Origin of the sequence: Serratia sp. CY71090, from assembly GCF_052166845.1 — a bacterium.
Classification (GTDB): domain Bacteria; phylum Pseudomonadota; class Gammaproteobacteria; order Enterobacterales; family Enterobacteriaceae; genus Serratia; species Serratia nematodiphila.
In genome coordinates this window covers 356,145-380,891 of record NZ_JBJNOA010000003.1, presented here as the reverse complement: position 1 = coordinate 380,891, position 24,747 = coordinate 356,145, and the positions used below count along the sequence as shown (strand labels likewise).

Here is a 24,747-nt window from a genome sequence, read left to right as displayed (position 1 = left end):
GGAGCGACGTAATGATGAAAAAGGTGCTGGCCCTGTGCCTGAGCGGCTATTCCGCGCTGGCGATCGCCGGCTTTGACGTGGTGGCGCTGGGCGTCGACGGCGGCGTCAGCGACGGCAACCTGACTTCCTACCTGATCCGCAGCGATAATCAGCCGCAGTATGTGGCGCTGGACGCCGGCTCGCTGTTGCCGGGCATCGCCAAAGGGCTGGAGAAGGGCAGTTTCCCGCAGGTGACCCCCGAGCTGGCCGCGCCTTACACGCCGCAGGGCTACGTGTTCCGGCAGTTGATCGGCGGCTATTTCATCAGCCACGGCCATCTGGACCACGTGGCGGGGCTGATCGTCGGCTCGCCCGAGGATAATAAAAAAACCGTTTACGCCCAGGCGGACACCGTGCTGACCCTGCGCAACCATTACTTCAACTGGAAGGCCTGGCCGAACTTTACCGATGCCGGCAACGGTGCGCGGCTGGGCACCTACCGGCTGCAAACGGTGCGGCCGCAGCAGCGATTTACCCTCGGCCTGACCGGGTTGACCGGCGTGATGTATCCGCTCAGCCACGATCGCTATCCGTCGTCGATGCTGCTGATTTCCAACGGCAACGAGTTCTTCGCCTATTTCGGCGATACCGGGCCGGATAAGGTGGAGCAGTCGCGCGATCTCGATACCGTCTGGCGCGCGCTGGGGCCGCTTGTCGAGCAGAAAAAGCTCAAGGGCATGATTATCGAAACCTCTTACCCTAACGGGGTGGAGGACAAACATCTGTACGGCCATTTGACGCCGGCCTGGCTGCTGAAGGAGCTGAAGAATCTGACGCAGTACAGCGGCGGCGAAGGCTCGCTGAACGGTCTGCCGGTGGTCATCAGCCACATCAAGCCCAGCCTGAAGCAGGGCGAAGACGCGCGCGCCGCCATTGCGCAGCAGCTGGCGCAGGGCAACGATCTGGGGGTGAAATTCATCCTGATGGCGCAGGGCGACCGGCAGACATTTTGACTATGAAGAGAGAAGAGAATGCGTAACCTCGATCTGGAACAACTGATCAACACAGAACTGAACGCCGCGGCGTTTCAGGACTACGCCCCCAACGGTTTGCAGGTGGAGGGGCGTGCGCATGTACAGCGCATCGTGACCGGCGTCACAGCCTGTCAGGCGCTGTTGGACGCCGCGGTGGCGCATCAGGCCGACGCGATCATCGTGCATCACGGCTATTTCTGGAAAAACGAGGCGCCGGCGGTGCGCGGCATGAAGCGTAACCGCCTGAAAACGCTGTTGACCCACGACATCAACCTGTACGGTTATCATTTGCCGCTGGACGCGCATCCGGTGCTGGGCAACAACGCGCAGCTGGCGCAGGCGCTGGGCATTCGGGTGATTGGTGAAATCGAGCCGCTGGTGCCGCACGGGGAATTCGAACAGCCGCTGACCGGCGAAGTGCTGCAACAGCGCATCGAAAGCCGGCTGGGGCGCGCGGTGCTGCACTGCGGCGATAACGCGCCTGAGCATATTCGCCGAGTGGCCTGGTGCACCGGCGGCGGCCAGGGCTTTATCGACAGCGCGGCGCGCTTCGGCGTCGATGCGTTCATCAGCGGTGAAGTCTCTGAGCAGACCATTCACAGCGCGCGCGAAATGGGCGTGCATTTCTTCGCCGCCGGTCACCACGCCACCGAGCGCGGCGGCGTGAAGGCGTTGGGGGACTGGCTGGCCCAGCACCACGGCTTTGATGTGACCTTTATCGATATCCCGAATCCCGCCTGATCTTTTTCTTCCCCGGATCCAGCCCGGCCTGCGCGCCGGCTGAATCCTTTTATCGCGCTATTTCCTTATTTTCCTTATGGTTGCGTTCTATTGACAGCCGGGGCCGCGTCACGCATAACTGGTGTGTTTTTCAGCGCGATAATAAGGAGAATAAGGGTGCAACAAGCACGTTATTACCTGTTGGGTGAAAGAGCGGTAGTGCTTGAACTGTCGCCGCCGGTGACGTTACCGAGCCAGCAGCGCATTTGGGCGCTGGCGGAAAAGCTGAATCACCACCCCGACGTGCGGGAAGTGGTGCCGGGGATGAATAACCTGACGCTGTTGCTGCATACGCCGCAGGCCGACGCCGAAGCGATGCTGGCATTGCTGCAGCAGGGGTGGGAGAGCAAAGAGCGCCTGACGCCGGAATCGCGTCAGGTGGATATTCCGGTTATCTACGGCGGGGAACAGGGCCCCGACCTGGATGAGGTGGCGCGTCATACTGGCATGACGCCGCAACAGGTGGTGGAATGCCACGCGGCGGCGGCCTATGTGGTCTATTTCCTCGGCTTTCAGCCGGGCTTCTCCTATTTGGGCGGCATGCCGGAACAACTGGCGACGCCGCGCCGCGCTGAACCGCGTCTGGCGGTGGCGGCCGGTTCCGTCGGCATCGGCGGCGGCCAGACCGGCATCTATCCGCTGGTGACGCCCGGCGGCTGGCAGCTGATTGGCCGCACGCCGCTGGCGTTGTTCAATCCGCATGAAATGCCGCCGACGCTGCTGCGCCCAGGCGATAGCGTACGCTTTGTGCCGCAGAAGGAGGGCGTATGCTGATTATTCTGCGCGCCGGCATCTATACCACGGTGCAGGATTTGGGCCGCGAGGGATTCCGCCGCTTGGGCATCAGCACCGGCGGAGCGCTGGATCAACCGGCGCTGAAGATCGCCAACCTGCTGGTGGGCAACGCGCCGGAGGCCGCCGGGCTGGAGATCACCCTCGGCCAGTTCAGCGCCGAGTTTACCCGCGCAGGCTGGATCGCCCTGACCGGCGCCGGCTGCGACGCGCAGCTGGACGGCAAACCGCTGTGGACCGGCTGGCGCTATCCGGTGAAAAAGGGGCAGCGGCTGGCGCTGGGCACGCCGAAACGCGGCATGCGTAGCTACCTGGCGATCGCCGGCGGCATCGCCGTGCCGGAAATGCTGGGTTCGCGCAGCACCGACATGAAAGCCGCCTTTGGCGGATGCGAGGGGCGTAATCTGAAGGACGGCGACCGGTTGCCGCTCGGCAACTCCGCCGCTGAACCGCAACATTCCTGTGGCGTGAAACAGCTGCTGTTCACCAATCGCATCCGTGCGTTGCCGGGGCCGGAGTACGCCGAATTCAGCGAAGAGGCGCAAGATACGTTTTGGCGCGCCGCCTGGCAGCTCAGCCCGCAGAGCAACCGCATGGGCTACCGTCTGCACGGCGGCACGCCGCTGGCACGCACCACCGAGAGAGAGATGCTGTCGCACGGCCTGCTGCCCGGCGTGGTGCAGGTGCCGCACAACGGCCAGCCGATCGTGCTGATGGCCGATGCGCAAACCACCGGCGGTTACCCGCGCATTGCCTGCGTGATCGAAGCCGATCTCTACCATTTGGCGCAGATCCGGCTCGGCGAACCGATCCACTTCGATCTCTGCTCACTGGCCGAGGCGCAGCGCGCCAAGGCCGAGCAGGATCTTTTCCTTCGACAGATTGCCTGGGGGTTACATGATCGTTGATTTGAACGCCGATCTCGGCGAGGGCTGCGCCAACGACCAGGCGCTGCTGCAATTGGTGAGTTCGGCCAACATCGCCTGCGGCTTCCACGCCGGCGATGCGCAGACCATGCGTCAGTCGGTGCGCTGGGCATTGCAGTACGGCGTGGCGATCGGCGCCCATCCGAGTTTTCCCGATCGGGAGAATTTCGGCCGCACTCGCATGCAGCTGCCGCCGGAAACGGTCTACGCGCAGGTGGTGTATCAGCTCGGGGCGCTGGCGGCCATCGCCCGCGCCGAGGGCGGGGTGATGGTGCACGTTAAGCCGCACGGCATGCTGTACAACCAGGCGGCGGTTGAGCCGGCGCTGGCGGAAGCGATCGCCCGGGCGGTGCAGGCGGTCGATCCGGCGCTGCGGCTGGTGGGGCTGGCCGGCAGCGAGCTGATCCGCGCCGGGCAACGGCTCGGTCTGACCACCCGGCAGGAGGTGTTCGCCGATCGCGGTTATCAGGCCGACGGCACGCTGGTGCCGCGCGGTTTGCCGGGGGCATTGATCGAGGATGACGAACAGGCGCTGGCGCAAACGCTGGAGATGGTGCGCCATCACCGGGTGCGCAGCGTGGATGGCGTCTGGGCCCCCGTACAGGCGGAAACCGTCTGTCTGCACGGGGACGGCGAGCATGCGCTGGCGTATGCGCGCAAGCTGCGGGACAGTTTTGTTCAGCAGGGGATCCGCGTCAGCGCGGAGCAGTAAAGCAAGACACAACATCACAAGCAAAAAACTATTAGAAAATATCGAGGGAAGACTATGGAACAGGCCGTGAATCTCTGGCCACTGATCGGCATCGCCGCTATCGTGGTCGGGTTTGTATTGCGTTTCAACCCGGTGCTGGTGGTGATCGCCGCCGGCATCATCACCGGTCTGGCGGCGCTGATGCCGCTGGACGTCATTCTGGAAAAGCTCGGCGAGGGCTTTCTCAACACCCGTAACCTGCCGCTGATCCTGCTGCTGCCGCTGGCGGTGATCGGCCTGCTGGAGCGCCACGGGTTGAAAGAGCGGGCGCAGGCGTGGATCGCCAGGATCAAAAGCGCCACCGCCGGCCGTTTGCTGATCGTGTACCTGTTCGTGCGCGAGATCACCGCGGCGATGGGGCTGACCAGCCTGGGCGGGCACCCGCAGATGGTGCGGCCGCTGCTGGCGCCGATGGCGGAAGGGGCGACGGAAAACCGCTACGGCGAGCTGCCGGAGCGCACCCGCCACCGCCTGCGCGCCATGTCGGCCGCCACCGACAACGTCGGGCTGTTCTTCGGCGAGGATATCTTCGTGGCCTTCGGCGCGATCATCTTCATGCACAACTTTATGCTGGAGTCCGGCGGCATTCAGACCGAGCCGCTGCATATCGCGCTGTGGGGCATTCCGACCGCCATTTTCGCTTTCCTGATCCACGCCTTCCGGCTGTATCGGATGGATAAACAACTGAGCGCCGAGCTGGCGCAGCTGAATCAGGCGGCGCTGCAGGCGAAGGGGGAAGCACGATGAACTTCCAGCAACAATATCTCTACTGGCTGGCCGGCGCGGTGCTGCTGATTGTGGCGGTGATGTCCTTCCGCGATCGCGCCAACCCGCGCCGCATCACCACCGGGCTGTTTTGGGGGCTGTACGGCCTGGTGTTCCTGGTCGGCGACTGGACTTACCGCCTGCTGGGCGACGTGCTCGGCGAAGGCAGCAACGAGAAACGCATGCTGCACATCATCGTTGGCGTGGTGGTGGTGGTGATGGCCCTGATCGCCGGCTTCGGCGGCGTGCGCCTCGGCAGCTATCATCAACGAACGCCGCAGGAGCGCGAGGCCAGCGCCAAGCGCCTGGGCAACAAGCTGTTTATCCCCGCGCTGGCTATCCCGGTGGTGACGGTGATCGGCGTGCTGCTGTTCAACAACATTCCGGCGTTGCAAAGCGCGGTGTTCGGCAGCGGTAACCATGCGACGCTGATCACCCTGTTCTCTATGACCGTCGGCTGCCTGATTGGCCTGGCGATCGCGGTGAAAATGACCCATGAGAAGGCCTTGCAGCCGGTGCAGGAAGCGCGGCGCTTGCTGGATTCGATCGGCTGGGCGTTCATTCTGCCGCAGATCCTCGCCACGCTTGGCCTGCTGTTTACTGTCGCCGGCGTCGGCACCGCAATCTCGCATTTGACCCAGGAGTATTTGGCGGTGGATAACCGCTTTATCGCCGTGGCGGTCTACGCTATCGGTATGGCGGTGCTGACCATGGTGATGGGTAACGCCTTCGCCGCGTTCCCGATCGTCACCGCCGGCATCGGCATTCCTATCCTGGTGTTGCAGCACGGCGGCAACCCGGCGGTGATGGCGGCGATCGGCATGTTCTCCGGCTATTGCGGCACCCTGATGACGCCGATGGCGGCGAACTTCAACATTGTGCCGGCGGCGCTGCTGGAGCTGCCGGACAAGAATGCGGTGATCAAGGCGCAGGTGCCGACCGGCGTGCTGCTGCTGTTGGTTAACGTGTTCCTGCTGTATTTCCTGATGTTCCTGTAGGAGTAAGGATGCAAAAAGTATTGATTACCGGCTTCGAGCCGTTTGGCGGTGAGCGGCTCAACCCCTCCTGGGAAGTGGTGAAGCAGCTCAATGATATGGAGCTGGTGGGCACGCGCATCGTGGCGCGCCAGCTGCCGTGCGTGTTCGGCGCGGCGCTGGAGGCGCTCAATGCGGCGATCGACGAGGTGCAGCCGGTGATGGTGCTGGCTGTCGGCCAGGCCGGCGGCCGCACCGACATCACGATTGAACGGGTGGCGATCAACGTCGACGACGCGCGCATTCCCGACAATCAGGGGCAGCAGCCGGTGGACGAACCGATCGTCGCCGGCGGTCCGGCGGCCTATTTCAGCACCTTGCCGATCAAGGCGATGGTCAGCTCGATGCGCGAGGCCGGCATTCCGGCCTCCGTTTCGCAGACCGCCGGCACCTACGTGTGCAACCATGTCATGTACGGCCTGCTGCACCGGTTGAGCGGCCAACGCGAGGTGAAGGGCGGGTTTATTCATATCCCGTACCTGCCGGAACAGGCGGCGGCGCACCCCGGCGCACCGAGCATGGCGGCCTCGACGGTGCTGTTTGCGCTGGAGCTGGCCGTTTCCATCGCGTTGCAGGTGGAACACGATCTGAAAGTGGCGGGCGGCGCAACGCATTAATCAAGAGAATCCCCGGCGCATCGGGCTGCGCCGGGTCTACGCAAGGAGTGGTCTATGCCGGAAGGACCGGAGATCCGCCGGGCGGCGGACAAACTGGCGGCGGCGGTGATCGATCAGCCGCTGACCTCCGTCGATTTCGCTTTTCCCCAGTTGAAGCACTATCGCCAGCGTCTGCTCGGCGAGCGTATCGTCGCCATCGAGCCGCGCGGCAAGGCGCTGCTGACCCATTTCTCCAATGGGTTGACGATGTACAGCCACAACCAGCTGTACGGCGTGTGGAAAGTGGCGGCGGCGGGGGAGGCGCCGGAGACCAAGCGCGATCTGCGGGTGCGGCTGGAAACCGCTCATAGCGCGATTTTGCTCTACAGCGCTTCCGACATTACCGTCGGGCCGCGCGAGGAAATAGAGCAACACCCGTTTTTGCAACGCATCGGCCCCGACGTGTTGGACATGTCGCTGACGGTGGATGAGGTGCAGGCGCGTTTGCTGACGCCGCGTTTTCGCCGCCGGCAACTGGGCGGCATGCTGCTCGACCAGGCGTTTCTTGCCGGATTGGGCAACTATCTGCGCGCCGAAATCCTGTGGCAGGCCGAGTTGGCACCGCAGCACAAACCGCAGGATCTGGCGCCAGATGCGCTGCGCCACCTGGCGGAGGCATTGCTGGCGGTGCCGCGCCTTTCCTACCAGACGCGCGGGCGGGCGGATGACAACCGGCATCACGGCGCGCTGTTTCGCTTCAAGGTGTTTCATCGCAGCGGCGAGCCCTGTGAACGCTGTGGTGGGATGATCGTGCGTACCGAGCTGTCTTCGCGGCCGTTTTATTGGTGCCCAGGCTGCCAGAAATAGCCAAAAAAAACGCCGCCCGAAAGGGCGGCGCTGTGCGTTTCAGCCGGTAAAACGGCTTACTTGTTTTTCAGCTGGGATTTGAAATCACGCTCGGCATAGCCGGTGTACAGCTGACGCGGACGGGCAATTTTGATGCCTTCGTCGTGCATTTCGTTCCAGTGGGCGATCCAGCCGATGGTGCGCGCGATGGCGAAGATCACGGTGAACATGGAAGAAGGAATGCCCATCGCCTTCAGGATGATGCCAGAGTAGAAGTCGACGTTCGGGTACAGTTTCTTCTCGATGAAGTACGGGTCGTTCAGCGCGATGTGTTCCAGCTCCATCGCCACCTGCAGCAGGTTGTCGTCCTTCTTGTTCAGCTCTTTCAGCACTTCGTGACAGGTCTCGCGCATCACGGTGGCGCGCGGATCGTAGTTCTTGTACACGCGGTGGCCGAAGCCCATCAGGCGGAAGGAGTCGTTCTTGTCCTTGGCGCGCTTGATGAATTCCGGAATGTGCTCGACGGTCTTGATCTCTTCCAGCATTTTCAGCGCCGCTTCGTTGGCGCCGCCGTGCGCCGGCCCCCACAGGGAGGCGATGCCGGCCGCGATGCAGGCGAACGGGTTGGCGCCGGAAGAGCCGGCGGTGCGCACGGTTGAGGTAGAGGCGTTCTGCTCATGGTCGGCGTGCAGGATCAGGATGCGATCCATGGCGCGTTCCAGCACCGGGTTCACCACGTACTCTTCGCACGGGGTGGCGAACATCATGTGCAGGAAGTTGCCGGCATAGGACAGATCGTTGCGCGGATAAACGAACGGCTGGCCCAGGGAGTATTTGTAGCACATCGCGGCCACGGTCGGCATTTTGGACAGCAGACGGAACGCGGTGATTTCACGGTGACGCTCGTTGTTGACGTCCAGCGCATCGTGGTAGAACGCCGCCAGCGCGCCGGTCACGCCGCACAGCACCGCCATCGGGTGCGAGTCGCGACGGAAGCCACGGAACAGATGGGTGATCTGGTCGTGGATCATGGTGTGACGGGTCACGGTGGTCTTGAAGGTTTCGAATTCTTCCGGCGTTGGGGTCTCGCCGTACAGCAGGATGTAGCACACTTCCAGGTAGGAAGATTCTTTCGCCAGCTGCTCGATAGGGAAGCCGCGGTGCAGCAGCACGCCTTTGTCGCCGTCGATGAAGGTAATCTTGGATTCGCAAGAAGCGGTGGAGGTAAAGCCGGGATCAAATGTGAAATAACCTTTGGAACCCAGAGCGCGGACATCGAGGACATCGGGGCCCAGTGTCGGTGTCAATACGCCCAGTTCGATCGGAGCTTCGCTGTCGTTAATGGTTAGCGTCGCTTTCTTATCAGTCATTTACTGTCTCCTTAGCGCCTTATTTTAAAAACCACTAACAACTGAAATACCTTAAATCTCTGCAGGTTGCCCGCAAAAAATGGTGCGGACGCTAACTCTGTGAGCGACTGCGCAACTGTGCGCGGGTAGGGTACAGAGTGCTGACCAGGCGAACGAGACGGGTGACCAGTTGTTAACGATTCATAGTAATTCGTTATAGTCTGTTAATCTTACCTATGAGCTGTTCGAAGAGATGTGAACCTATCCCAATAATCTGTTTTTATGTGCTTTATTTGCTTTTGACGCCGGCAAACTCGAGCGGGAAACAACGGCTATTGGGATAGGTTCGCCAAATACACTGTTGCATAACTCGAACCCGGGAGGAAGTGTATCTGCTGACCCATAGCGCATCATAGGACCGTTTGTGCCCCTATATGTAATGGAAATGTTGATCTCTTGTCAAATCAGATAATTAATTTTGCACTAATTGTGAAATCCGTGATCTGAATCACTGTTCGGGGGAAATGTTATCAAAGCGGTTGTATGAGAATTGTAATCAGAATGTGATCCTCCTATACTGCCGCCAGGTCTCCGGATTACCCTGAAGTAGGAGCACCCAGCGTTATAAATGCGCGCCGTTTGAGCACAGAGGATGTTGATGTTTGAGCGCGTGACGTGTAAGGGTTTTAGGCTCTTAACGCTGTCTGATCCCCGCCCAGGCCCGGAGGAAGGAAAATAATAAGAGCTGTGTGGGCAAATACGTGAAAAAACAACGACCTGTCAACTTGGATCTGCAAACGATCCGGTTCCCCGTAACTGCGATAGCGTCTATCTTACACCGAGTCTCTGGCGTAATTACCTTCGTTGCCGTGGGTATCCTCCTCTGGCTGCTGGGCCTGTCACTCTCTTCCCAAGAGGGGTTCCTGCAGGCGGCCGCCATCATGAATAGCTTCATCGTCAAATTCATATTCTGGGGCATCCTCACGGCGCTGGCCTATCACATTTGCGGTGGCATCCGTCACTTGTTAATGGATTTTGGCTACATCGAAGAGAGTTTGGCCGCCGGCACCCGTTCCGCCCAGGTGGCGATCGGTCTGACCGTCGTGCTGTCAGTTCTGGCTGGAGTCCTCGTATGGTAAACAACGTTTCTGCATTAGGGCGCAACGGCGTGCACGATTGGCTGCTGCTGCGCGCTTCCGCTATCATCATTACCCTGTACGTCCTGTATATCCTGGGCTTTTTCGTCACGGCTCCGGAACTCACTTATGACATCTGGCGCGGTTTCTTCGCCACTTCCATTACGAAAGTGTTCACTCTGCTGACCCTGCTGTCGATTCTGGTGCACGCCTGGATCGGGCTGTGGCAGGTGCTGACGGACTACGTCAAGCCGCTGGCGGTTCGCCTGGTGTTGCAGCTGGCTGTCGTGGTCGCGTTGCTGGTCTATTTACTGTACGGAACAATCGTAGTGTGGGGTGCTTAAATGAAACTGCCAGTCAGAGAGTTTGATGCCGTCGTAATCGGCGCCGGCGGTGCGGGCATGCGTGCCGCGCTGCAAATTTCCCAAGCGGGCTCGACCTGTGCCCTGCTGTCCAAAGTTTTCCCGACCCGTTCCCATACCGTGTCCGCACAGGGCGGCATCACCGTCGCTCTGGGCAACAGCCACGAGGACAACTGGGAATGGCATATGTACGACACGGTGAAAGGTTCCGACTATATCGGTGACCAGGACGCCATCGAATATATGTGTAAAACCGGCCCGGAAGCGATTCTGGAACTGGAACACATGGGTCTGCCGTTCTCTCGTCTGGACGACGGCCGCATCTATCAGCGCCCGTTCGGCGGCCAGTCGCTGAACTTCGGCGGCGAGCAGGCGGCGCGTACCGCAGCCGCAGCCGACCGTACCGGCCATGCGCTGCTGCACACCCTGTACCAACAGAACCTGAAAAACCACACCACCATCTTCTCCGAGTGGTATGCGCTTGATCTGGTGAAAAACCAGGACGGCGCGGTGGTCGGCACCACGGCTATCTGCATCGAAACCGGTGAAGTGGTTTACTTCAAAGCCAAAGCCACCGTGCTGGCGACCGGCGGCGCTGGCCGCATTTACCAGTCCACCACCAACGCCCACATCAACACCGGCGACGGTGTCGGCATGGCGCTGCGCGCCGGCGTGCCGGTGCAGGACATGGAAATGTGGCAGTTCCACCCGACCGGCATCGCCGGCGCGGGCGTGCTGGTGACCGAGGGTTGCCGCGGCGAAGGCGGTTACCTGCTGAACAAACACGGCGAGCGCTTCATGGAGCGTTATGCGCCGAACGCCAAAGATCTGGCGGGCCGCGACGTGGTTGCCCGTTCGATCATGATCGAAATCCGCGAAGGCCGCGGCTGCGACGGTCCTTGGGGCCCGCACGCCAAGCTGAAGCTGGATCACCTGGGCAAAGAGGTGCTGGAATCCCGTCTGCCGGGCATTCTGGAACTGTCCCGCACCTTCGCGCACGTCGATCCGGTGAAAGAGCCGATCCCGGTTATCCCAACCTGTCACTATATGATGGGCGGCATTCCGACCAAGGTGACCGGCCAGGCGCTGACCGTGAACGAGAAAGGCGAAGACGTGGTGATCCCGGGGCTGTTCGCCGTGGGCGAAATCGCCTGCGTATCGGTGCACGGCGCCAACCGTCTGGGCGGCAACTCGCTGCTCGACCTGGTGGTGTTCGGCCGTTCCGCCGGCATGCACCTGCAGGAATCGCTGGAAGAGCAGGGCGTGAGCCGTGACGCCAGCGACTCCGACGTGGAAGCCTCGCTGGACCGTCTGAACCGTTGGAACAACACCCGTTCCGGCGAAGACCCGGTTGAAATTCGCAAAGCGCTGCAGTCTTGCATGCAGCACAACTTCTCGGTATTCCGCGAAGGCGATGCGATGGCCAAGGGCCTGGAAGAACTGAAAGTGATCCGTGAACGTTTGAAGAACGCACGCCTGGATGATACCTCCAGCGAGTTCAACACCCAGCGCATCGAATGCCTGGAGTTGGATAACCTGATGGAGACTGCGTATTCCACCGCCGTGTCGGCCAACTTCCGTACCGAGAGCCGTGGCGCACACAGCCGCTTCGACTATCCGGAACGCGATGACGCCAACTGGCTGTGCCATTCGCTGTATCTGCCGCAATCGGAAAGCATGACGCGCCGCGAAGTGAACATGCAACCGAAGCTGCGCCCGGCATTCCCGCCGAAAGTGCGTTCTTACTAATTGCGGAGATCGACAGATGAAACTCGAATTTTCCATTTATCGCTACAACCCGGATGTCGACGACGCCCCGCACATGCAGGACTACACCCTGGAAGCGGAAGAAGGCCGTGACATGATGCTGCTGGATGCGTTGATCCAGCTGAAAGAAAAAGACCCGACCCTGTCGTTCCGTCGCTCATGCCGCGAAGGCGTGTGCGGTTCCGACGGCCTGAACATGAACGGTAAAAACGGCCTGGCGTGCATCACCCCGGTTTCGTCGCTGCGCAAAGGCAACGGCAAGATCGTGATCCGTCCGCTGCCGGGTCTGCCGGTGGTGCGCGATCTGGTGGTGGATATGGGCCAGTTCTACACCCAATATGAAAAGATCAAGCCATACCTGCTGAACGACGGCAAGAACCCGCCGGCGCGCGAGCACCTGCAGTCGCCGGAGCAGCGCGCCAAGCTGGACGGTCTGTACGAGTGCATTCTGTGCGCCTGCTGCTCGACCTCTTGCCCATCGTTCTGGTGGAACCCGGACAAGTTCATCGGGCCTGCCGGTCTGTTGGCGGCGTATCGCTTCCTGATCGACAGCCGTGACACGGAAACGCAAGAACGTTTAGATGATCTGGACGACGCTTTTAGTGTTTTCCGCTGCCATAGCATTATGAATTGTGTCAGTGTATGTCCTAAAGGCTTGAACCCGACGCGTGCGATCGGGCATATCAAGTCCATGCTGCTGCAACGCGGCGCATAAACGGAATGAGATGCTGCGCCGGGCTCTTTTCCGGCGCACGTCCCATAGGGGAGGGAACCTCTAAAAACTGACCCGCGGCTGCGGCGCTATGCAGCCTGGTTCTTCCGCCGGTTTTTAGAGGTTCCTTGTAAGGGACCGCAAGGTCCATAACAGAACGTATCGGGCCGACATGGCCGCAAGTACGTCGAGTGAACCGTTTTACGGCAAACCGTATTCATCACGGTAATTATGTTAACCACGGCGAAAACTAAAGCTTCAAAGCTTAAGGGATCATGATGCAGAACGGCGCAATGAAGGCCTGGCTGGATTCCTCCTATCTGGCGGGCGCGAACCAGTCTTACATAGAGCAGCTCTATGAAGACTTCTTAACCGATCCGGGTTCCGTTGAAGATAGCTGGCGTTCCATTTTTCAACAGCTACCAACCGCGGGTGTCAAACCCGATCAGCTTCACTCTCAAACGCGCGATTACTTCCGCCGCCTGGCGAAAGACTCCGCGCGCTACAACACCACCATCACCGATCCGGAAACCGACGCCAAACAGGTCAAGGTACTGCAGCTGATCAACGCCTTCCGCTTCCGCGGACATCAGCATGCCAACCTCGATCCGCTCGGCCTGTGGCAGCGCGAGCAAGTTCCTGACCTTGATCCCGCTTACCACAACCTGACCGAAGCCGATTTCCAGGAAACCTTCAACGTGGGCTCTTTCGCCATCGGCAAAGAAACCATGAAGCTGGGCGATCTGTACGCCGCGCTGAAGCAGACCTATTGCGGGTCGATCGGCGCTGAGTACATGCACATCACCAACACCGAAGAGAAACGCTGGATCCAGCAGCGCATCGAGTCGGTGGTGGGGCGCGCCAGCTTTACCGCCGACGAAAAACGCCGTTTCCTGAACGAGCTGACCGCGGCGGAAGGCCTGGAGCGCTACCTGGGCGCCAAATTCCCGGGCGCCAAACGCTTCTCGCTGGAAGGCGGCGACGCGCTGGTGCCGATGCTGAAAGAGATGGTGCGCCACGCCGGCAAGAACGGCACGCGCGAAGTGGTGTTGGGCATGGCCCACCGCGGCCGTCTGAACGTGCTGATCAACGTGCTGGGCAAAAAGCCGGCCGATCTGTTCGACGAATTCGCCGGCAAGCATAAAGAACACCTCGGCACCGGTGACGTGAAATATCACCAGGGCTTCTCCTCCGACGTGGAAACCGAAGGCGGCATGGTTCACCTGGCGCTGGCGTTCAACCCGTCGCACCTGGAGATCGTCAGCCCGGTGGTCATGGGGTCGGTACGCGCCCGTCGCGATCGTCTGGACGAAGCGCGCAGCAACATGGTGCTGCCGATCACCATCCACGGCGACGCCGCCATCACCGGCCAGGGCGTGGTTCAGGAAACCCTGAACATGTCTCAGGCTCGCGGCTACGAAGTGGGCGGCACCGTGCGCATCGTCATCAACAATCAGGTTGGCTTCACCACCTCCAACCCGCTGGATGCGCGCTCTACCGAATACTGCACCGACATCGCCAAAATGGTTCAGGCACCGATCTTCCACGTTAACGCGGACGATCCGGAAGCCGTGGCCTTCGTCACTCGCCTGGCGTTGGATTTCCGTAACACCTTCAAGCGTGACGTGATGATCGATCTGGTCTGCTACCGTCGCCATGGGCACAACGAGGCCGACGAGCCGAGCGCCACCCAGCCGGTGATGTATCAGAAGATCAAGAAACACCCTACGCCGCGCAAAATCTATGCTGACGTTCTGACCGAACAGAAAGTGGCCAGCCTGGAAGATGCCACGGAAATGGTCAACCTGTATCGTGATGCGCTCGACCGCGGCGATTGCGTGGTTGAAGAGTGGCGTCCGATGAACCTGCACTCCTTCACCTGGTCGCCGTACCTGAACCACGAGTGGGACGAAGAGTACCCGAGCAAGGTTGAGATGAAGCGCCTGCAGGAGCTGGGCCGCCGCATCAGCACCGTGCCGGAAGCGATCGAAATGCAATCGCGCGTGGCGAAAATCTACGCGGACCGCGCCGAGATGGCCGCAGGCAACAAGCCGTTCGACTGGGGCGCCGCCGAAACGCTGGCTTACGCCACCATGGCGGATGAAGGCATTCCAATCCGCATCTCCGGCGAAGACGCCGGCCGCGGCACCTTCTTCCACCGTCACGCGGTGGTGCACAACCAGAAAAACGGTTCGGTCTATGTTCCGCTGGCGAACATCCACAGCGGCCAGGGCGAATTCAAGGTCTGGGACTCCGTGCTGTCTGAAGAAGCGGTGCTGGCGTTCGAATACGGCTACGCCACGGCGGAACCGCGCACGCTGACCATCTGGGAAGCGCAGTTCGGCGACTTCGCCAACGGCGCACAGGTCGTTATCGACCAGTTCATCAGCTCCGGCGAGCAAAAATGGGGCCGTATGTGCGGCCTGGTGATGCTGCTGCCGCACGGCTATGAAGGCCAGGGCCCTGAGCACTCTTCCGCGCGTCTGGAACGCTATCTGCAGCTGTGCGCAGAGCAGAACATGCAGGTGTGCGTCCCGTCTACGCCGGCGCAGGTTTACCATATGCTGCGTCGTCAGGCGCTGCGCGGTATGCGCCGTCCGTTGGTGGTGATGTCACCGAAGTCGCTGCTGCGTCACCCGCTGGCGATTTCTTCGCTGGACGAGCTGGCTAACGGCACCTTCCTGCCGGCGATCGGCGAGAGCGACGACTTGGATCCGAAAGCGGTCAAGCGCGTCGTGCTGTGCTCCGGCAAGGTCTACTACGACCTGCTGGAACAGCGTCGCAAGAACGAGCAGAAAGACGTGGCCATCGTGCGCATCGAGCAGCTGTATCCGTTCCCGCATCAGGCCGTGCAGGCCGTGCTGGAGCAATACTCGCATGTGCATGATTTCGTCTGGTGTCAGGAAGAGCCGCTGAACCAGGGCGCCTGGTACTGCAGCCAACACAACTTCCGTGAAGTGGTGCCGTTCGGGGCTTCTTTACGTTACGCAGGACGTCCGGCCTCCGCTTCTCCGGCGGTGGGCTATATGTCCGTACACCAGAAGCAGCAGCAGGCTCTGGTGAACGACGCGCTGAATATTGACTAATGTTCGCTCGCTTGCCGGCCGAGGGGTCGGCAAGCAGATGATAAAAAACTTAAGGGAAAGCTAAATGAGTAGCGTAGATATTCTGGTTCCTGACCTTCCTGAATCGGTTGCCGATGCGACCGTAGCCACCTGGCACAAAAAACCGGGCGACAGCGTGCAGCGTGATGAAGTCCTGGTTGAAATCGAAACCGACAAAGTGGTGTTGGAAGTGCCGGCCAGTGAAGCGGGCATTCTCGATGCTATCGTGGAAGAAGAGGGTGCGACCGTGCTGTCTCGCCAGCTGCTCGGCCGCATCCGCCCAGGCGACAGCTCCGGCAAACCGACCGCCGAGAAGAGCCAGGAGAAAGAGTCCACGCCTGCACAGCGCGCGACCGCGAGCCTGGAAGAAGAAAGCAATGACGCGCTCAGCCCGGCGATTCGCCGCCTGATCGCCGAACACGACCTCGATGCCGGCGCCATCAAAGGCACCGGCGTGGGTGGCCGCATCACCCGTGAAGACGTGGAAGCGCACCTGGCCAAAGGCGGCGCCGCCGCCAAACCGGCCGCCGCCGTTGAAGCCGCACCGCAGCCGGCTCTGGCCGGCCGCAGCGAAAAACGCGTGCCGATGACCCGCCTGCGCAAACGCGTCGCCGAGCGTCTGCTGGAAGCGAAGAACAGCACCGCGATGCTGACCACCTTCAACGAAATCAACATGCAGCCGATCATGGATCTGCGCAAGCAGTACGGCGAAGCCTTCGAGAAACGCCACGGCGTGCGTCTGGGCTTCATGTCCTTCTACATCAAGGCGGTGGTTGAAGCGCTGAAGCGCTTCCCGGAAGTGAACGCGTCGATCGACGGTTCCGACGTGGTTTACCACAACTACTTCGACATCAGCATCGCGGTTTCTACCCCGCGCGGCCTGGTGACGCCGGTACTGCGCGATGTAGACGCCATGAGCATGGCTGACATCGAGAAGAAAATCAAAGAGCTGGCCGTTAAGGGCCGCGACGGCAAACTGACCGTGGAAGAGCTGACCGGCGGTAACTTCACCATTACCAACGGCGGCGTATTCGGCTCCCTGATGTCCACCCCGATCATCAACCCGCCGCAGAGCGCCATCCTGGGCATGCACGCCATCAAAGATCGCCCAATGGCGGTCAATGGTCAGGTGGTGATCCAGCCGATGATGTATCTGGCGCTGTCTTATGACCACCGCCTGATCGACGGTAAGGAATCCGTCGGTTATCTGGTGACGGTCAAAGAGATGCTGGAAGATCCGGCTCGTCTGTTGCTGGACGTCTAGTAACCCTTGCCGGGCGCGGCGTGCCGCGCCCGCACTCTGTGCTATGTGGCCGGAAAACCATGCGGTTTACCGCGTAATAATGGTCCGGCTAAAAACCTTCAGAACTGAATGGATAGAACATCATGAATTTACACGAATATCAGGCAAAACAGCTGTTTGCTCGGTATGGCATGCCGGCACCGACCGGTTACGCCTGTACCACTCCGCGTGAAGCAGAAGAAGCCGCATCCAAAATCGGCTCCGGCCCGTGGGTGGTGAAATGTCAGGTTCATGCTGGCGGCCGCGGTAAAGCGGGCGGCGTTAAAGTCGTCAACAGCAAAGAAGATATCCGTACTTTCGCGGAAGCCTGGTTGGGCAAGCGTCTGGTGACTTACCAGACTGACGCGCTGGGCCAGCCGGTTAACCAGATCCTGGTTGAAGCGGCGACCGACATCGATAAAGAACTGTACCTGGGCGCCGTCGTAGACCGCGCGACCCGTCGCATCGTATTCATGGCGTCTACCGAAGGCGGCGTGGAAATCGAGAAAGTGGCGGAAGAAACCCCGGAACTGATCCACAAAATGACCATCGATCCGCTGGCGGGTCCACAGCCTTATCAGGGCCGTGAGCTGGCCTTCAAACTGGGCCTGACCGGCAAGCAAGTCAGCCAGTTCGCCAAGATTTTCATGGGCCTGGCGACGCTGTTCCTGGAGCGTGACCTGGCGATGGTTGAGATCAACCCGCTGGTGATCACCAAGCAGGGCGATCTGGTGTGCCTGGACGGCAAACTGGGCGCCGACGGCAACGCCCTGTTCCGTCAGCCTGAACTGCGTGAAATGCGTGACCCTTCCCAGGAAGACGAGCGTGAATCCCGTGCGGCTCAGTGGGAGCTGAACTACGTTGCCCTCGACGGCAACATCGGCTGCATGGTGAACGGCGCCGGTCTGGCGATGGGCACCATGGACATCGTTAAACTGCACGGCGGCGAACCGGCCAACTTCCTGGACGTTGGCGGCGGCGCGACCAAAGAGCGCGTGACCGAAGCGTTCAAAATCATCCTGTCCGACGACAAGGTGAAAGCGGTTCTGGTTAACATCTTCGGTGGTATCGTACGTTGCGATCTGATCGCTGACGGCATCATCGGCGCAGTGGCTGAAGTGGGCGTTAACGTCCCGGTCGTGGTGCGCCTGGAAGGGAACAACGCCGAACTGGGCGCCAAGAAACTGGCGGACAGCGGCCTGAATATCATTGCTGCGACCAGCCTGACTGATGCGGCTCAGCAAGTTGTTGCAGCAGTGGAGGGTAAATAATGTCCATCTTAATCGATAAAAACACCAAAGTAATTTGCCAGGGCTTCACCGGTAGCCAGGGGACTTTCCATTCCGAACAAGCTATCGCTTACGGCACCAAAATGGTTGGCGGCGTCACCCCAGGCAAAGGCGGCACTCAGCACCTGGGTCTGCCGGTGTTCAACACCGTGCGCGAAGCGGTTGAAGCGACCGGCGCGACGGCCTCTGTCATCTACGTTCCAGCGCCGTTCTGCAAAGACTCCATTCTGGAAGCGATCGATGCCGGCATCAAACTGATCATCACCATCACCGAAGGCATCCCGACCCTGGACATGCTGACCGTGAAAGTGAAGCTGGACGAAGCCGGCGTGCGCATGATCGGGCCGAACTGCCCAGGCGTGATCACCCCGGGCGAGTGCAAAATCGGCATCATGCCTGGCCACATCCACCTGCCGGGCAAAGTGGGCATCGTTTCCCGCTCCGGCACCCTGACCTATGAAGCGGTGAAACAAACCACCGATGCCGGTCTGGGCCAGTCCACCTGTGTGGGCATCGGCGGCGACCCGATCCCGGGCTCCAACTTCATCGATATCCTGAAGATGTTCCAACAGGATCCGCAGACCGAAGCGATCGTGATGATCGGTGAGATCGGCGGCAGCGCTGAAGAAGAAGCGGCGGCTTACATCAAAGAACACGTCACCAAACCGGTTGTCGGCTACATCGCCGGCGTGACCGCGCCGAAAGGCAAGCGTATGGGCCACGCAGGCGCCATCATCGCCGGCGGCAAAGGCACGGCGGACGAGAAGTTTGCTGCGCTGGAAGCGGCGGGCGTGAAAACCGTTCGCAGCCTGGCGGACATCGGCGATGCGGTAAAAGCGGTGCTGAAGCGCTAAGAACCTAGTACGAAATAACAATATCTCGACATGTTTGGCCACCCAATGGGTGGCCTTTTTTATGGGCGAAACTCAGAAAACGTTGAGCGCCTTAATCAGCGCGATCCGATCCTGCAGGCGGCGCTGCTGCACCGGATCCGCGGCGGCTTGCCGCTGCTGCTCCAGCGAGGCGAGGGCGGCGCGGTAATCGTCGGCGTTGCGGAACAGCGCGTCTTTGACGTTGATCGAGGCGACGTTGGTGTAGCGGCCATCGTCGGTGGTCGGCACCTGGATAACGCCTTCATTCAGCAGCCGTTTAACGATCGCCCGCTGCGGTTCGTATCCCTCCATGCCGATCAGTTTCCAGCGCTGCGGCGGCACGCCCTGGTATTGGCCGTGTTTCACTTCTGTCAGGTAGCGCAGGGCCAGGTGGCGAATGGTGCCTTCTTCTTCACCGTACTGCGCTTTGCTGTCGAACAGCACCGGGAAGGATTGCCCTTCCAGCGCGCCGCCCTTTTGCGTCAGGTGGCCCATGCGGTAACTGTTCATGCCCAGACGGATCGGCATATCGTCCGTGACCGGCGTGCCGTCCGCCAGGCGCAGATCGACGATGCGCGAACCGGCGGGTTGGCGCAGATCAATGGTGTAAGTGACGCCATCGAAGAAATCGTTGGTGGAATATTTGGACGAACGCCGCGCCGGGTTAAAGCTGTAGGTGACGTCGCCCGGCTGCAGCTGATTGAAGTAGCCGGCGGACCACTCCATGTAGCGTTTAAGCGCTTTACCGTTAAGCTGATAAACGGTGATCTCGCCGCCGGCGTATTGGTAGTTAAAGGCGATATCCTTGGCCTTGATGTCGCCGACGTCCAGTTTGGCGCGATCGTTGTCGATCTGCAGGGCGATCACCTGCGCCAGCGGTGCGTAGTGACGGGCGGCCTGCTGGAACAGCGCGCTGATGCCGGTATCCTGCACGTGTACCTGAGGAATGCCGCGGAACTCGTCGGCAGGCACCAGGTCGCTGCCGCTCAGCTTCGCCACCACCCGGTTGGCGTTGGCGCGCAAAATGTCATGATACGGCTGGTAGAGAGCCTGCATGGCGCTGTCGGGCGTCAGCCCTTTGATCGGGTAGGTGTAGCTGTTTTTATCGATCAGCGTGAATTTGCCGTCGCGGCGTTCAAATTGCAGATCGATGCGTGACAGCGCGCGGCCGTATTTGTCCGGTTCGGTGATGATGACGCCGTTGACCACCGCCTTGTCGATCTTCACATGCATGTGGCCGGCGACGATCGCCGCCAGTTCCGGGTTGGCGTTGGCAATGTCGGCCACGCCGGTGCCCGGGCGCTGGTTCTCGTTGTCGATGCCCATATGCGCCACCAGTACGATGGCATCGACCTGGCCGTCGATTTGTTTGATGACCTGTTTCACCGCCTGCACCGGATCGGTGAAGTTCAGCCCCTTGATACGATCGGTGCCCTTGGCGAATTCAGCGGTCATCGGCGTGTCCATGCCGATAATGCCGATCTTCACGCCCTGGCGTTCGAGGATGGTGTAGGCCGGCAGATAAGGCTTGCCGTTGTCCCAGACGATGTTGCCCGCCAGCGCCGCGCCCTTGAACTGCTTGAGCGGGGTGGCCAGCACCGGCAGGCCGAAGTCGAACTCGTGATTGCCCATCACCCAGACGTCGTAATTGAGTGCATTGAGGCCCAGCATCATCGGGCTGACGGCCTCATGCTTGAAGGTTTCAACGAAGTTGCCCTGAATAGTGTCGCCGGCGTCCACCAGGATCAGGTTAGGCTGCTCGGCGCGCACCTTTTTGACCTGAGTGGCTATCTGGCTCAGGCTGCCCGCCAGGTTTTCCGTGTCGCTGGCGTAGTCCCAGGGCACGAAGGTGCCGTGCAGATCGGAGGTGCCCAGCAGGGTGATGTTTACCGTTTCGGCGGCCATGGCGTTTCCCGAGAGTCCCAAGACAGAGGCAAAGATGATTTTTTTCATAACTTATTGTCACTCAATGGAATTTTAACATAAGTGGTCATTTTGCTACAAAATCGCAACCTTTACGATCCCATCGCGAGAAATAGACTAATATTGGAGAGAGATTTGTTGTTTTGTGACTGCAATCACTGTCACGGCTTAATGGAAATAAAAGGTTAATTATGTCGCAGAATAAGCGCGTAATAATACAATGGCGGCTCTTTTAAATTACATTTATTTAACACAAAAATATCATTAAAAAACAATTAAACCATTGCGCAACATGCCCTCAAGAAAAATAGGCGAAATGTGCTGATGAATATGGAAATAATATGCGGATAGGCTTAAATTGTCTCAGATCAAATTAGCCCGAAGTACCTCTTTCGGCTAAGATTTGACCTGTAACCAAAAGTCCAACCCACGTCACGTAAAAACCTATTTATTGTGTGGGATTGGGCGAGTATCATCCATGTTGTGATTATGGATGGTTGATCTTGTTGCATTTGTTACCCGTTGTCGGTTTTCAGTGGCGTGCTTGTCGGCGGCCCGAGGGGCTATTGGCCGAGTGTGCGGTTGAAAGCGGAGAAGCTGGATCAAATTTGTTGTGTTTAAGGGCATTCACTGCGGGGCGTTACTGGCGGCTTTGAAAGAAGTATGCCGATAACCGCGTGTCGGAGTCTTCCTGCGAGGAGCAAGGAGTCAAGATGTTTGATATTGTCGAACTGTCGCGCTTACAGTTTGCTTTAACGGCGATGTACCATTTCTTATTTGTCCCATTAACGCTCGGTATGGCGTTCTTGCTGGCAATTATGGAAACGGTATATGTCCTGTCTGGCAAACAAATCTATAAAGACATGACCAAATTCTGGGGAAAGTTATTTGCGATTAACTTTGCTCTGGGTGTGGCCACCGGTTTGACCATGGAGTTCCAGTTCGGGACTAACTGGTCGTATTTCTCTCACTACGTCGGCGATATCTTCGGGGCCCCACTGGCCATCGAAGGTCTGATGGCGTTCTTCCTTGAATCGACGCTGGTCGGCCTGTTCTTCTTCGGCTGGGATCGTCTGAGCAAGGTGCAGCACATGGCGGTAACCTGGTTCGTGGCCCTCGGCTCAAACCTGTCCGCGCTGTGGATCCTGGTCGCCAACGGCTGGATGCAGAACCCGATCGCGTCGGATTTCAACTTCGAAACCATGCGCATGGAGATGGTCAGCTTCTCCGAGCTGGTGCTTAACCCGGTTGCGCAGGTGAAATTCGTTCACACCGTGGCTGCAGGCTACACCACCGGCGCCATGTTCGTGCTGGGCATCAGCGCTTACTACCTGCTGAAGGGCCGCGACATCGCTTTCGCCAAACGTTCCTTCGCCATCGCCGCCAGCTTCGGCATGGCTGCTGTGCTGTCGGTGATCGTGCTGGGTGACGAATCCGGTTACGAAATGGGCGACGTACAGAAAACCAAACTGGCCGCCATCGAAGCGGAGTGGGATACCCAGCCGGCGCCGGCGTCCTTCACCCTGTTCGGCATTCCCGATCAGGACAAGATGGAAAACTCCTTCTCTATTCAGATCCCGTATGCGCTTGGCCTGATCGCCACGCGTTCCACCGACACGCAGGTCACTGGCCTGAAAGATCTGCTGGCGCAACATGAAGTGCGTATCCGCAACGGCATGAAAGCCTACCAGCTGCTGGAAGAGCTGCGCGGCGGCAATACCGATCCTGCGGTGCGTGCGGAATTCAACAAAACCAAGCAAGACCTGGGCTACGGCATGCTGCTGAAGCGTTATACCCCGAACGTCAGCGACGCGACGGAAGCGCAGATCCAGCAGGCGACCAAGGACTCCATTCCACGCGTGGCGCCGCTGTACTTCGCCTTCCGCATCATGGTGGCCTGTGGCGTGCTGATGCTGCTGATTATTGGCCTGTCCTTCCTGAGCGTGGTGCGCGGCCGCATCGGCCAGAAGAAATGGCTGTTGCGTGCGGCGCTGTATGGCCTGCCGCTGCCGTGGATCGCGGTGGAAGCCGGCTGGTTCGTGGCGGAATACGGCCGTCAACCGTGGGCGATTGGTGAGGTGCTGCCGACCGCAGTCGCCAACTCTTCGCTGACCGCGGGCGACATTCTGTTCTCGATGGGGCTGATTTGCGGCTTGTACACCCTGTTCCTGGTGGCTGAAATGTACCTGATGTTCAAGTTTGCGCGTCTGGGTCCAAGCAGCCTGAAAACCGGCCGCTACCACTTTGAACAACCGACTGCCGCCGTGCAGGAAGCGCGCTAAACAGGAGTCCACGTATGTTTGACTATGAAGTACTGCGATTTATCTGGTGGGTGCTGGTTGGCGTACTGCTGATCGGCTTCGCCGTCACCGACGGTTTCGACATGGGCGTCGGCATCCTGGTGCGCATCATCGGTAAAACCGATACCGAGCGCCGGGTGATGATCAACTCCATCGCCCCGCACTGGGACGGTAACCAGGTGTGGCTGATCACCGCCGGCGGCGCGCTGTTCGCCGCCTGGCCGATGGTCTACGCAGCGGCCTTCTCGGGCTTCTACGTCGCCATGATCCTGGTGCTGGCGGCCTTGTTCTTCCGCCCGGTCGGTTTTGACTACCGTTCCAAGCTGGAGAGCAGCCGCTGGCGCAACATGTGGGACTGGGGCATCTTCATCGGTTCCTTCGTGCCTGCGTTGGTATTCGGCGTGGCGTTCGGCAACCTGCTGCAGGGCGTGCCGTTCCATGTGGACGAATACCTGCGTCTGTTCTACACCGGCAACTTCTTCCAGCTGCTGAATCCGTTCGGTTTGTTGGCGGGCGTGGTCAGTCTGACCATGCTGGTCACTCAGGGCGCGACCTACCTGCAGATGCGCACCACCGGCGAGATCCACCTGCGGTCACGCGCCGCAGCGCAGATCGCGACGCTGATCATGGCGGTATGCTTCCTGCTGGCGGGTGTATGGCTGGTGAAAGGCATCGACGGCTACGTGATCACTTCGGCGCTGGACACCATGGCGGAATCCAACCCGCTGCGTAAAGAAGTGGCGCATCAGGCCGGCGCATGGCTGATCAACTTCAACAAGTATCCGCTGCTGTGGGCATTGCCTGCACTGGGCGTGGTGCTGCCGTTGTTCACCATCCTGTTCTCGCGTCTGGAGAAAGGCGCGCTGGCGTTCGTCACTTCGTCGCTGACCATCGCCTGCGTCATCCTCACCGCCGGGGTCACCATGTTCCCGTTCGTGATGCCGTCCAGCACCGTGCCTAACGTCAGCCTGACCATGTGGGACGCGACGTCGAGCCTGTTGACGCTGAAAGTGATGACCGTCGTGGCGGCGATTTTCGTGCCTATCGTTTTGGCGTACACCAGCTGGTCGTACTACAAAATGTTCGGTCGCCTCGACAAGAACTACATCGAAAACAACAAGCATTCGCTGTACTAAGGATAAGGAGCT

General features: G+C 60.0%; 21 protein-coding genes. 19 read left to right on the top strand and 2 right to left on the bottom strand.

The window, feature by feature from the left end; all coding sequences use genetic code 11:
- The first annotated feature begins 11 nt into the window (after window positions 1-11).
- The 9 genes from ACJ8OK_RS08210 to nei all read left to right on the top strand — a co-directional run bounded on the left by ACJ8OK_RS08210 (window position 12) and on the right by nei (window position 7,524).
- A complete protein-coding gene (locus tag ACJ8OK_RS08210) occupies window positions 12-992 on the top strand; it encodes an MBL fold metallo-hydrolase (RefSeq protein WP_060558787.1) in 981 nt (326 codons plus the stop codon).
- A gap of 18 nt (window positions 993-1,010) precedes the next feature.
- Entirely contained in the window at window positions 1,011-1,754 is a 744-nt protein-coding gene (locus ACJ8OK_RS08205; RefSeq protein WP_082997007.1) for a type 2 GTP cyclohydrolase I, read from the top strand.
- A gap of 156 nt (window positions 1,755-1,910) precedes the next feature.
- Complete coding sequence (gene pxpB / locus ACJ8OK_RS08200; protein ID WP_015376968.1) at window positions 1,911-2,567, top strand: 5-oxoprolinase subunit PxpB; 657 nt, start codon at window positions 1,911-1,913, stop codon at window positions 2,565-2,567.
- Window positions 2,561-3,493 (top strand): 5-oxoprolinase subunit PxpC, encoded by a 933-nt coding sequence (pxpC, locus tag ACJ8OK_RS08195; RefSeq protein WP_442530512.1) that lies wholly within the window; start codon window positions 2,561-2,563, stop codon window positions 3,491-3,493. The genes pxpB and pxpC overlap by 7 nt, the downstream gene beginning before the upstream one ends.
- Entirely contained in the window at window positions 3,483-4,223 is a 741-nt protein-coding gene (gene pxpA / locus ACJ8OK_RS08190) for a 5-oxoprolinase subunit PxpA (protein ID WP_033633909.1), read from the top strand. Before pxpC ends, pxpA begins: the two co-directional genes overlap by 11 nt.
- A 54-nt stretch (window positions 4,224-4,277) precedes the next feature.
- Complete coding sequence (locus ACJ8OK_RS08185) at window positions 4,278-5,009, top strand: DUF969 domain-containing protein (RefSeq protein ID WP_015376970.1); 732 nt, start codon at window positions 4,278-4,280, stop codon at window positions 5,007-5,009.
- A complete protein-coding gene (locus tag ACJ8OK_RS08180; RefSeq protein WP_004939900.1) occupies window positions 5,006-6,025 on the top strand; it encodes a DUF979 domain-containing protein in 1,020 nt (339 codons plus the stop codon). Before ACJ8OK_RS08185 ends, ACJ8OK_RS08180 begins: the two co-directional genes overlap by 4 nt.
- 8 nt (window positions 6,026-6,033) lie before the next feature.
- On the top strand, window positions 6,034-6,678 hold the full coding sequence (gene pcp, locus ACJ8OK_RS08175) for a pyroglutamyl-peptidase I (protein WP_049186579.1): 645 nt from the start codon (window positions 6,034-6,036) through the stop codon (window positions 6,676-6,678).
- Window positions 6,679-6,732: 54 nt separating this feature from the next.
- Window positions 6,733-7,524: an endonuclease VIII gene (gene nei, locus ACJ8OK_RS08170; RefSeq protein WP_442530511.1), complete on the top strand. Its 792-nt coding sequence runs from the start codon at window positions 6,733-6,735 to the stop codon at window positions 7,522-7,524.
- Window positions 7,525-7,580: 56 nt separating this feature from the next.
- On the opposite strand, the gene ACJ8OK_RS08165 is transcribed toward nei, so the two are convergent.
- Complete coding sequence (locus tag ACJ8OK_RS08165) at window positions 7,581-8,873, bottom strand: citrate synthase (RefSeq protein WP_016928730.1); 1,293 nt, start codon at window positions 8,871-8,873, stop codon at window positions 7,581-7,583.
- 728 nt (window positions 8,874-9,601) lie between these two features.
- On the opposite strand from ACJ8OK_RS08165, the gene sdhC reads away from it, so the two are divergent.
- The 8 genes from sdhC to sucD all read left to right on the top strand — a co-directional run bounded on the left by sdhC (window position 9,602) and on the right by sucD (window position 19,358).
- Window positions 9,602-9,991, top strand: a complete 390-nt coding sequence (sdhC, locus tag ACJ8OK_RS08160; RefSeq protein ID WP_004939893.1) for a succinate dehydrogenase cytochrome b556 subunit — start codon at window positions 9,602-9,604, stop codon at window positions 9,989-9,991.
- Window positions 9,985-10,332 (top strand): succinate dehydrogenase membrane anchor subunit, encoded by a 348-nt coding sequence (sdhD, locus tag ACJ8OK_RS08155; protein WP_004939891.1) that lies wholly within the window; start codon window positions 9,985-9,987, stop codon window positions 10,330-10,332. Before sdhC ends, sdhD begins: the two co-directional genes overlap by 7 nt.
- Window positions 10,333-12,099: a succinate dehydrogenase flavoprotein subunit gene (gene sdhA, locus ACJ8OK_RS08150; RefSeq protein WP_015376974.1), complete on the top strand. Its 1,767-nt coding sequence runs from the start codon at window positions 10,333-10,335 to the stop codon at window positions 12,097-12,099.
- A 16-nt stretch (window positions 12,100-12,115) separates the two neighbouring features.
- Window positions 12,116-12,832 (top strand): succinate dehydrogenase iron-sulfur subunit, encoded by a 717-nt coding sequence (locus ACJ8OK_RS08145; protein WP_015376975.1) that lies wholly within the window; start codon window positions 12,116-12,118, stop codon window positions 12,830-12,832.
- Between the two features lie 275 nt (window positions 12,833-13,107).
- Window positions 13,108-15,915 carry a 2-oxoglutarate dehydrogenase E1 component gene (sucA, locus tag ACJ8OK_RS08140; RefSeq protein WP_442530510.1) on the top strand — a complete coding sequence of 936 codons (2,808 nt, stop codon included), beginning with the start codon at window positions 13,108-13,110 and terminating at the stop codon, window positions 15,913-15,915.
- 64 nt (window positions 15,916-15,979) lie between these two features.
- Entirely contained in the window at window positions 15,980-17,197 is a 1,218-nt protein-coding gene (gene odhB, locus ACJ8OK_RS08135; protein WP_033633906.1) for a 2-oxoglutarate dehydrogenase complex dihydrolipoyllysine-residue succinyltransferase, read from the top strand.
- 122 nt (window positions 17,198-17,319) lie between these two features.
- Window positions 17,320-18,486 (top strand): ADP-forming succinate--CoA ligase subunit beta, encoded by a 1,167-nt coding sequence (gene sucC, locus ACJ8OK_RS08130; protein WP_442530509.1) that lies wholly within the window; start codon window positions 17,320-17,322, stop codon window positions 18,484-18,486.
- Window positions 18,486-19,358: a succinate--CoA ligase subunit alpha gene (gene sucD, locus ACJ8OK_RS08125; RefSeq protein WP_004939878.1), complete on the top strand. Its 873-nt coding sequence runs from the start codon at window positions 18,486-18,488 to the stop codon at window positions 19,356-19,358. The genes sucC and sucD overlap by 1 nt, the downstream gene beginning before the upstream one ends.
- A 72-nt stretch (window positions 19,359-19,430) precedes the next feature.
- Here sucD and ACJ8OK_RS08120 read toward each other — a convergent pair whose 3' ends face one another.
- Window positions 19,431-21,329 carry a bifunctional metallophosphatase/5'-nucleotidase gene (locus ACJ8OK_RS08120; protein ID WP_048322406.1) on the bottom strand — a complete coding sequence of 633 codons (1,899 nt, stop codon included), beginning with the start codon at window positions 21,327-21,329 and terminating at the stop codon, window positions 19,431-19,433.
- A 683-nt stretch (window positions 21,330-22,012) separates the two neighbouring features.
- Between ACJ8OK_RS08120 and cydA the strand changes: the two genes are divergently transcribed.
- Complete coding sequence (cydA, locus tag ACJ8OK_RS08115; RefSeq protein WP_004939873.1) at window positions 22,013-23,581, top strand: cytochrome ubiquinol oxidase subunit I; 1,569 nt, start codon at window positions 22,013-22,015, stop codon at window positions 23,579-23,581.
- A 14-nt stretch (window positions 23,582-23,595) separates the two neighbouring features.
- Window positions 23,596-24,735, top strand: a complete 1,140-nt coding sequence (cydB, locus tag ACJ8OK_RS08110) for a cytochrome d ubiquinol oxidase subunit II (protein ID WP_015376980.1) — start codon at window positions 23,596-23,598, stop codon at window positions 24,733-24,735.
- Window positions 24,736-24,747: the final 12 nt, after the last annotated feature.

Bases quoted from the DNA above. Each gene is read 5' to 3' on its own strand.
- ACJ8OK_RS08210 (WP_060558787.1), top strand. From the start codon at position 12: ATGATGAAAAAGGTGCTGGCCCTGTGCCTGAGCGGCTATTCCGCGCTG.
- ACJ8OK_RS08205 (WP_082997007.1), top strand. From the start codon at position 1,011: ATGCGTAACCTCGATCTGGAACAACTGATCAACACAGAACTGAACGCC.
- pxpC (WP_442530512.1), top strand. From the start codon at position 2,561: ATGCTGATTATTCTGCGCGCCGGCATCTATACCACGGTGCAGGATTTG.
- pxpA (WP_033633909.1), top strand. From the start codon at position 3,483: ATGATCGTTGATTTGAACGCCGATCTCGGCGAGGGCTGCGCCAACGAC.
- ACJ8OK_RS08185 (WP_015376970.1), top strand. From the start codon at position 4,278: ATGGAACAGGCCGTGAATCTCTGGCCACTGATCGGCATCGCCGCTATC.
- ACJ8OK_RS08180 (WP_004939900.1), top strand. From the start codon at position 5,006: ATGAACTTCCAGCAACAATATCTCTACTGGCTGGCCGGCGCGGTGCTG.
- pcp (WP_049186579.1), top strand. From the start codon at position 6,034: ATGCAAAAAGTATTGATTACCGGCTTCGAGCCGTTTGGCGGTGAGCGG.
- nei (WP_442530511.1), top strand. From the start codon at position 6,733: ATGCCGGAAGGACCGGAGATCCGCCGGGCGGCGGACAAACTGGCGGCG.
- ACJ8OK_RS08165 (WP_016928730.1), bottom strand. From the start codon at position 8,873: ATGACTGATAAGAAAGCGACGCTAACCATTAACGACAGCGAAGCTCCG.
- sdhD (WP_004939891.1), top strand. From the start codon at position 9,985: ATGGTAAACAACGTTTCTGCATTAGGGCGCAACGGCGTGCACGATTGG.
- sdhA (WP_015376974.1), top strand. From the start codon at position 10,333: ATGAAACTGCCAGTCAGAGAGTTTGATGCCGTCGTAATCGGCGCCGGC.
- ACJ8OK_RS08145 (WP_015376975.1), top strand. From the start codon at position 12,116: ATGAAACTCGAATTTTCCATTTATCGCTACAACCCGGATGTCGACGAC.
- sucA (WP_442530510.1), top strand. From the start codon at position 13,108: ATGCAGAACGGCGCAATGAAGGCCTGGCTGGATTCCTCCTATCTGGCG.
- odhB (WP_033633906.1), top strand. From the start codon at position 15,980: ATGAGTAGCGTAGATATTCTGGTTCCTGACCTTCCTGAATCGGTTGCC.
- sucC (WP_442530509.1), top strand. From the start codon at position 17,320: ATGAATTTACACGAATATCAGGCAAAACAGCTGTTTGCTCGGTATGGC.
- sucD (WP_004939878.1), top strand. From the start codon at position 18,486: ATGTCCATCTTAATCGATAAAAACACCAAAGTAATTTGCCAGGGCTTC.
- ACJ8OK_RS08120 (WP_048322406.1), bottom strand. From the start codon at position 21,329: ATGAAAAAAATCATCTTTGCCTCTGTCTTGGGACTCTCGGGAAACGCC.
- cydA (WP_004939873.1), top strand. From the start codon at position 22,013: ATGTTTGATATTGTCGAACTGTCGCGCTTACAGTTTGCTTTAACGGCG.
- cydB (WP_015376980.1), top strand. From the start codon at position 23,596: ATGTTTGACTATGAAGTACTGCGATTTATCTGGTGGGTGCTGGTTGGC.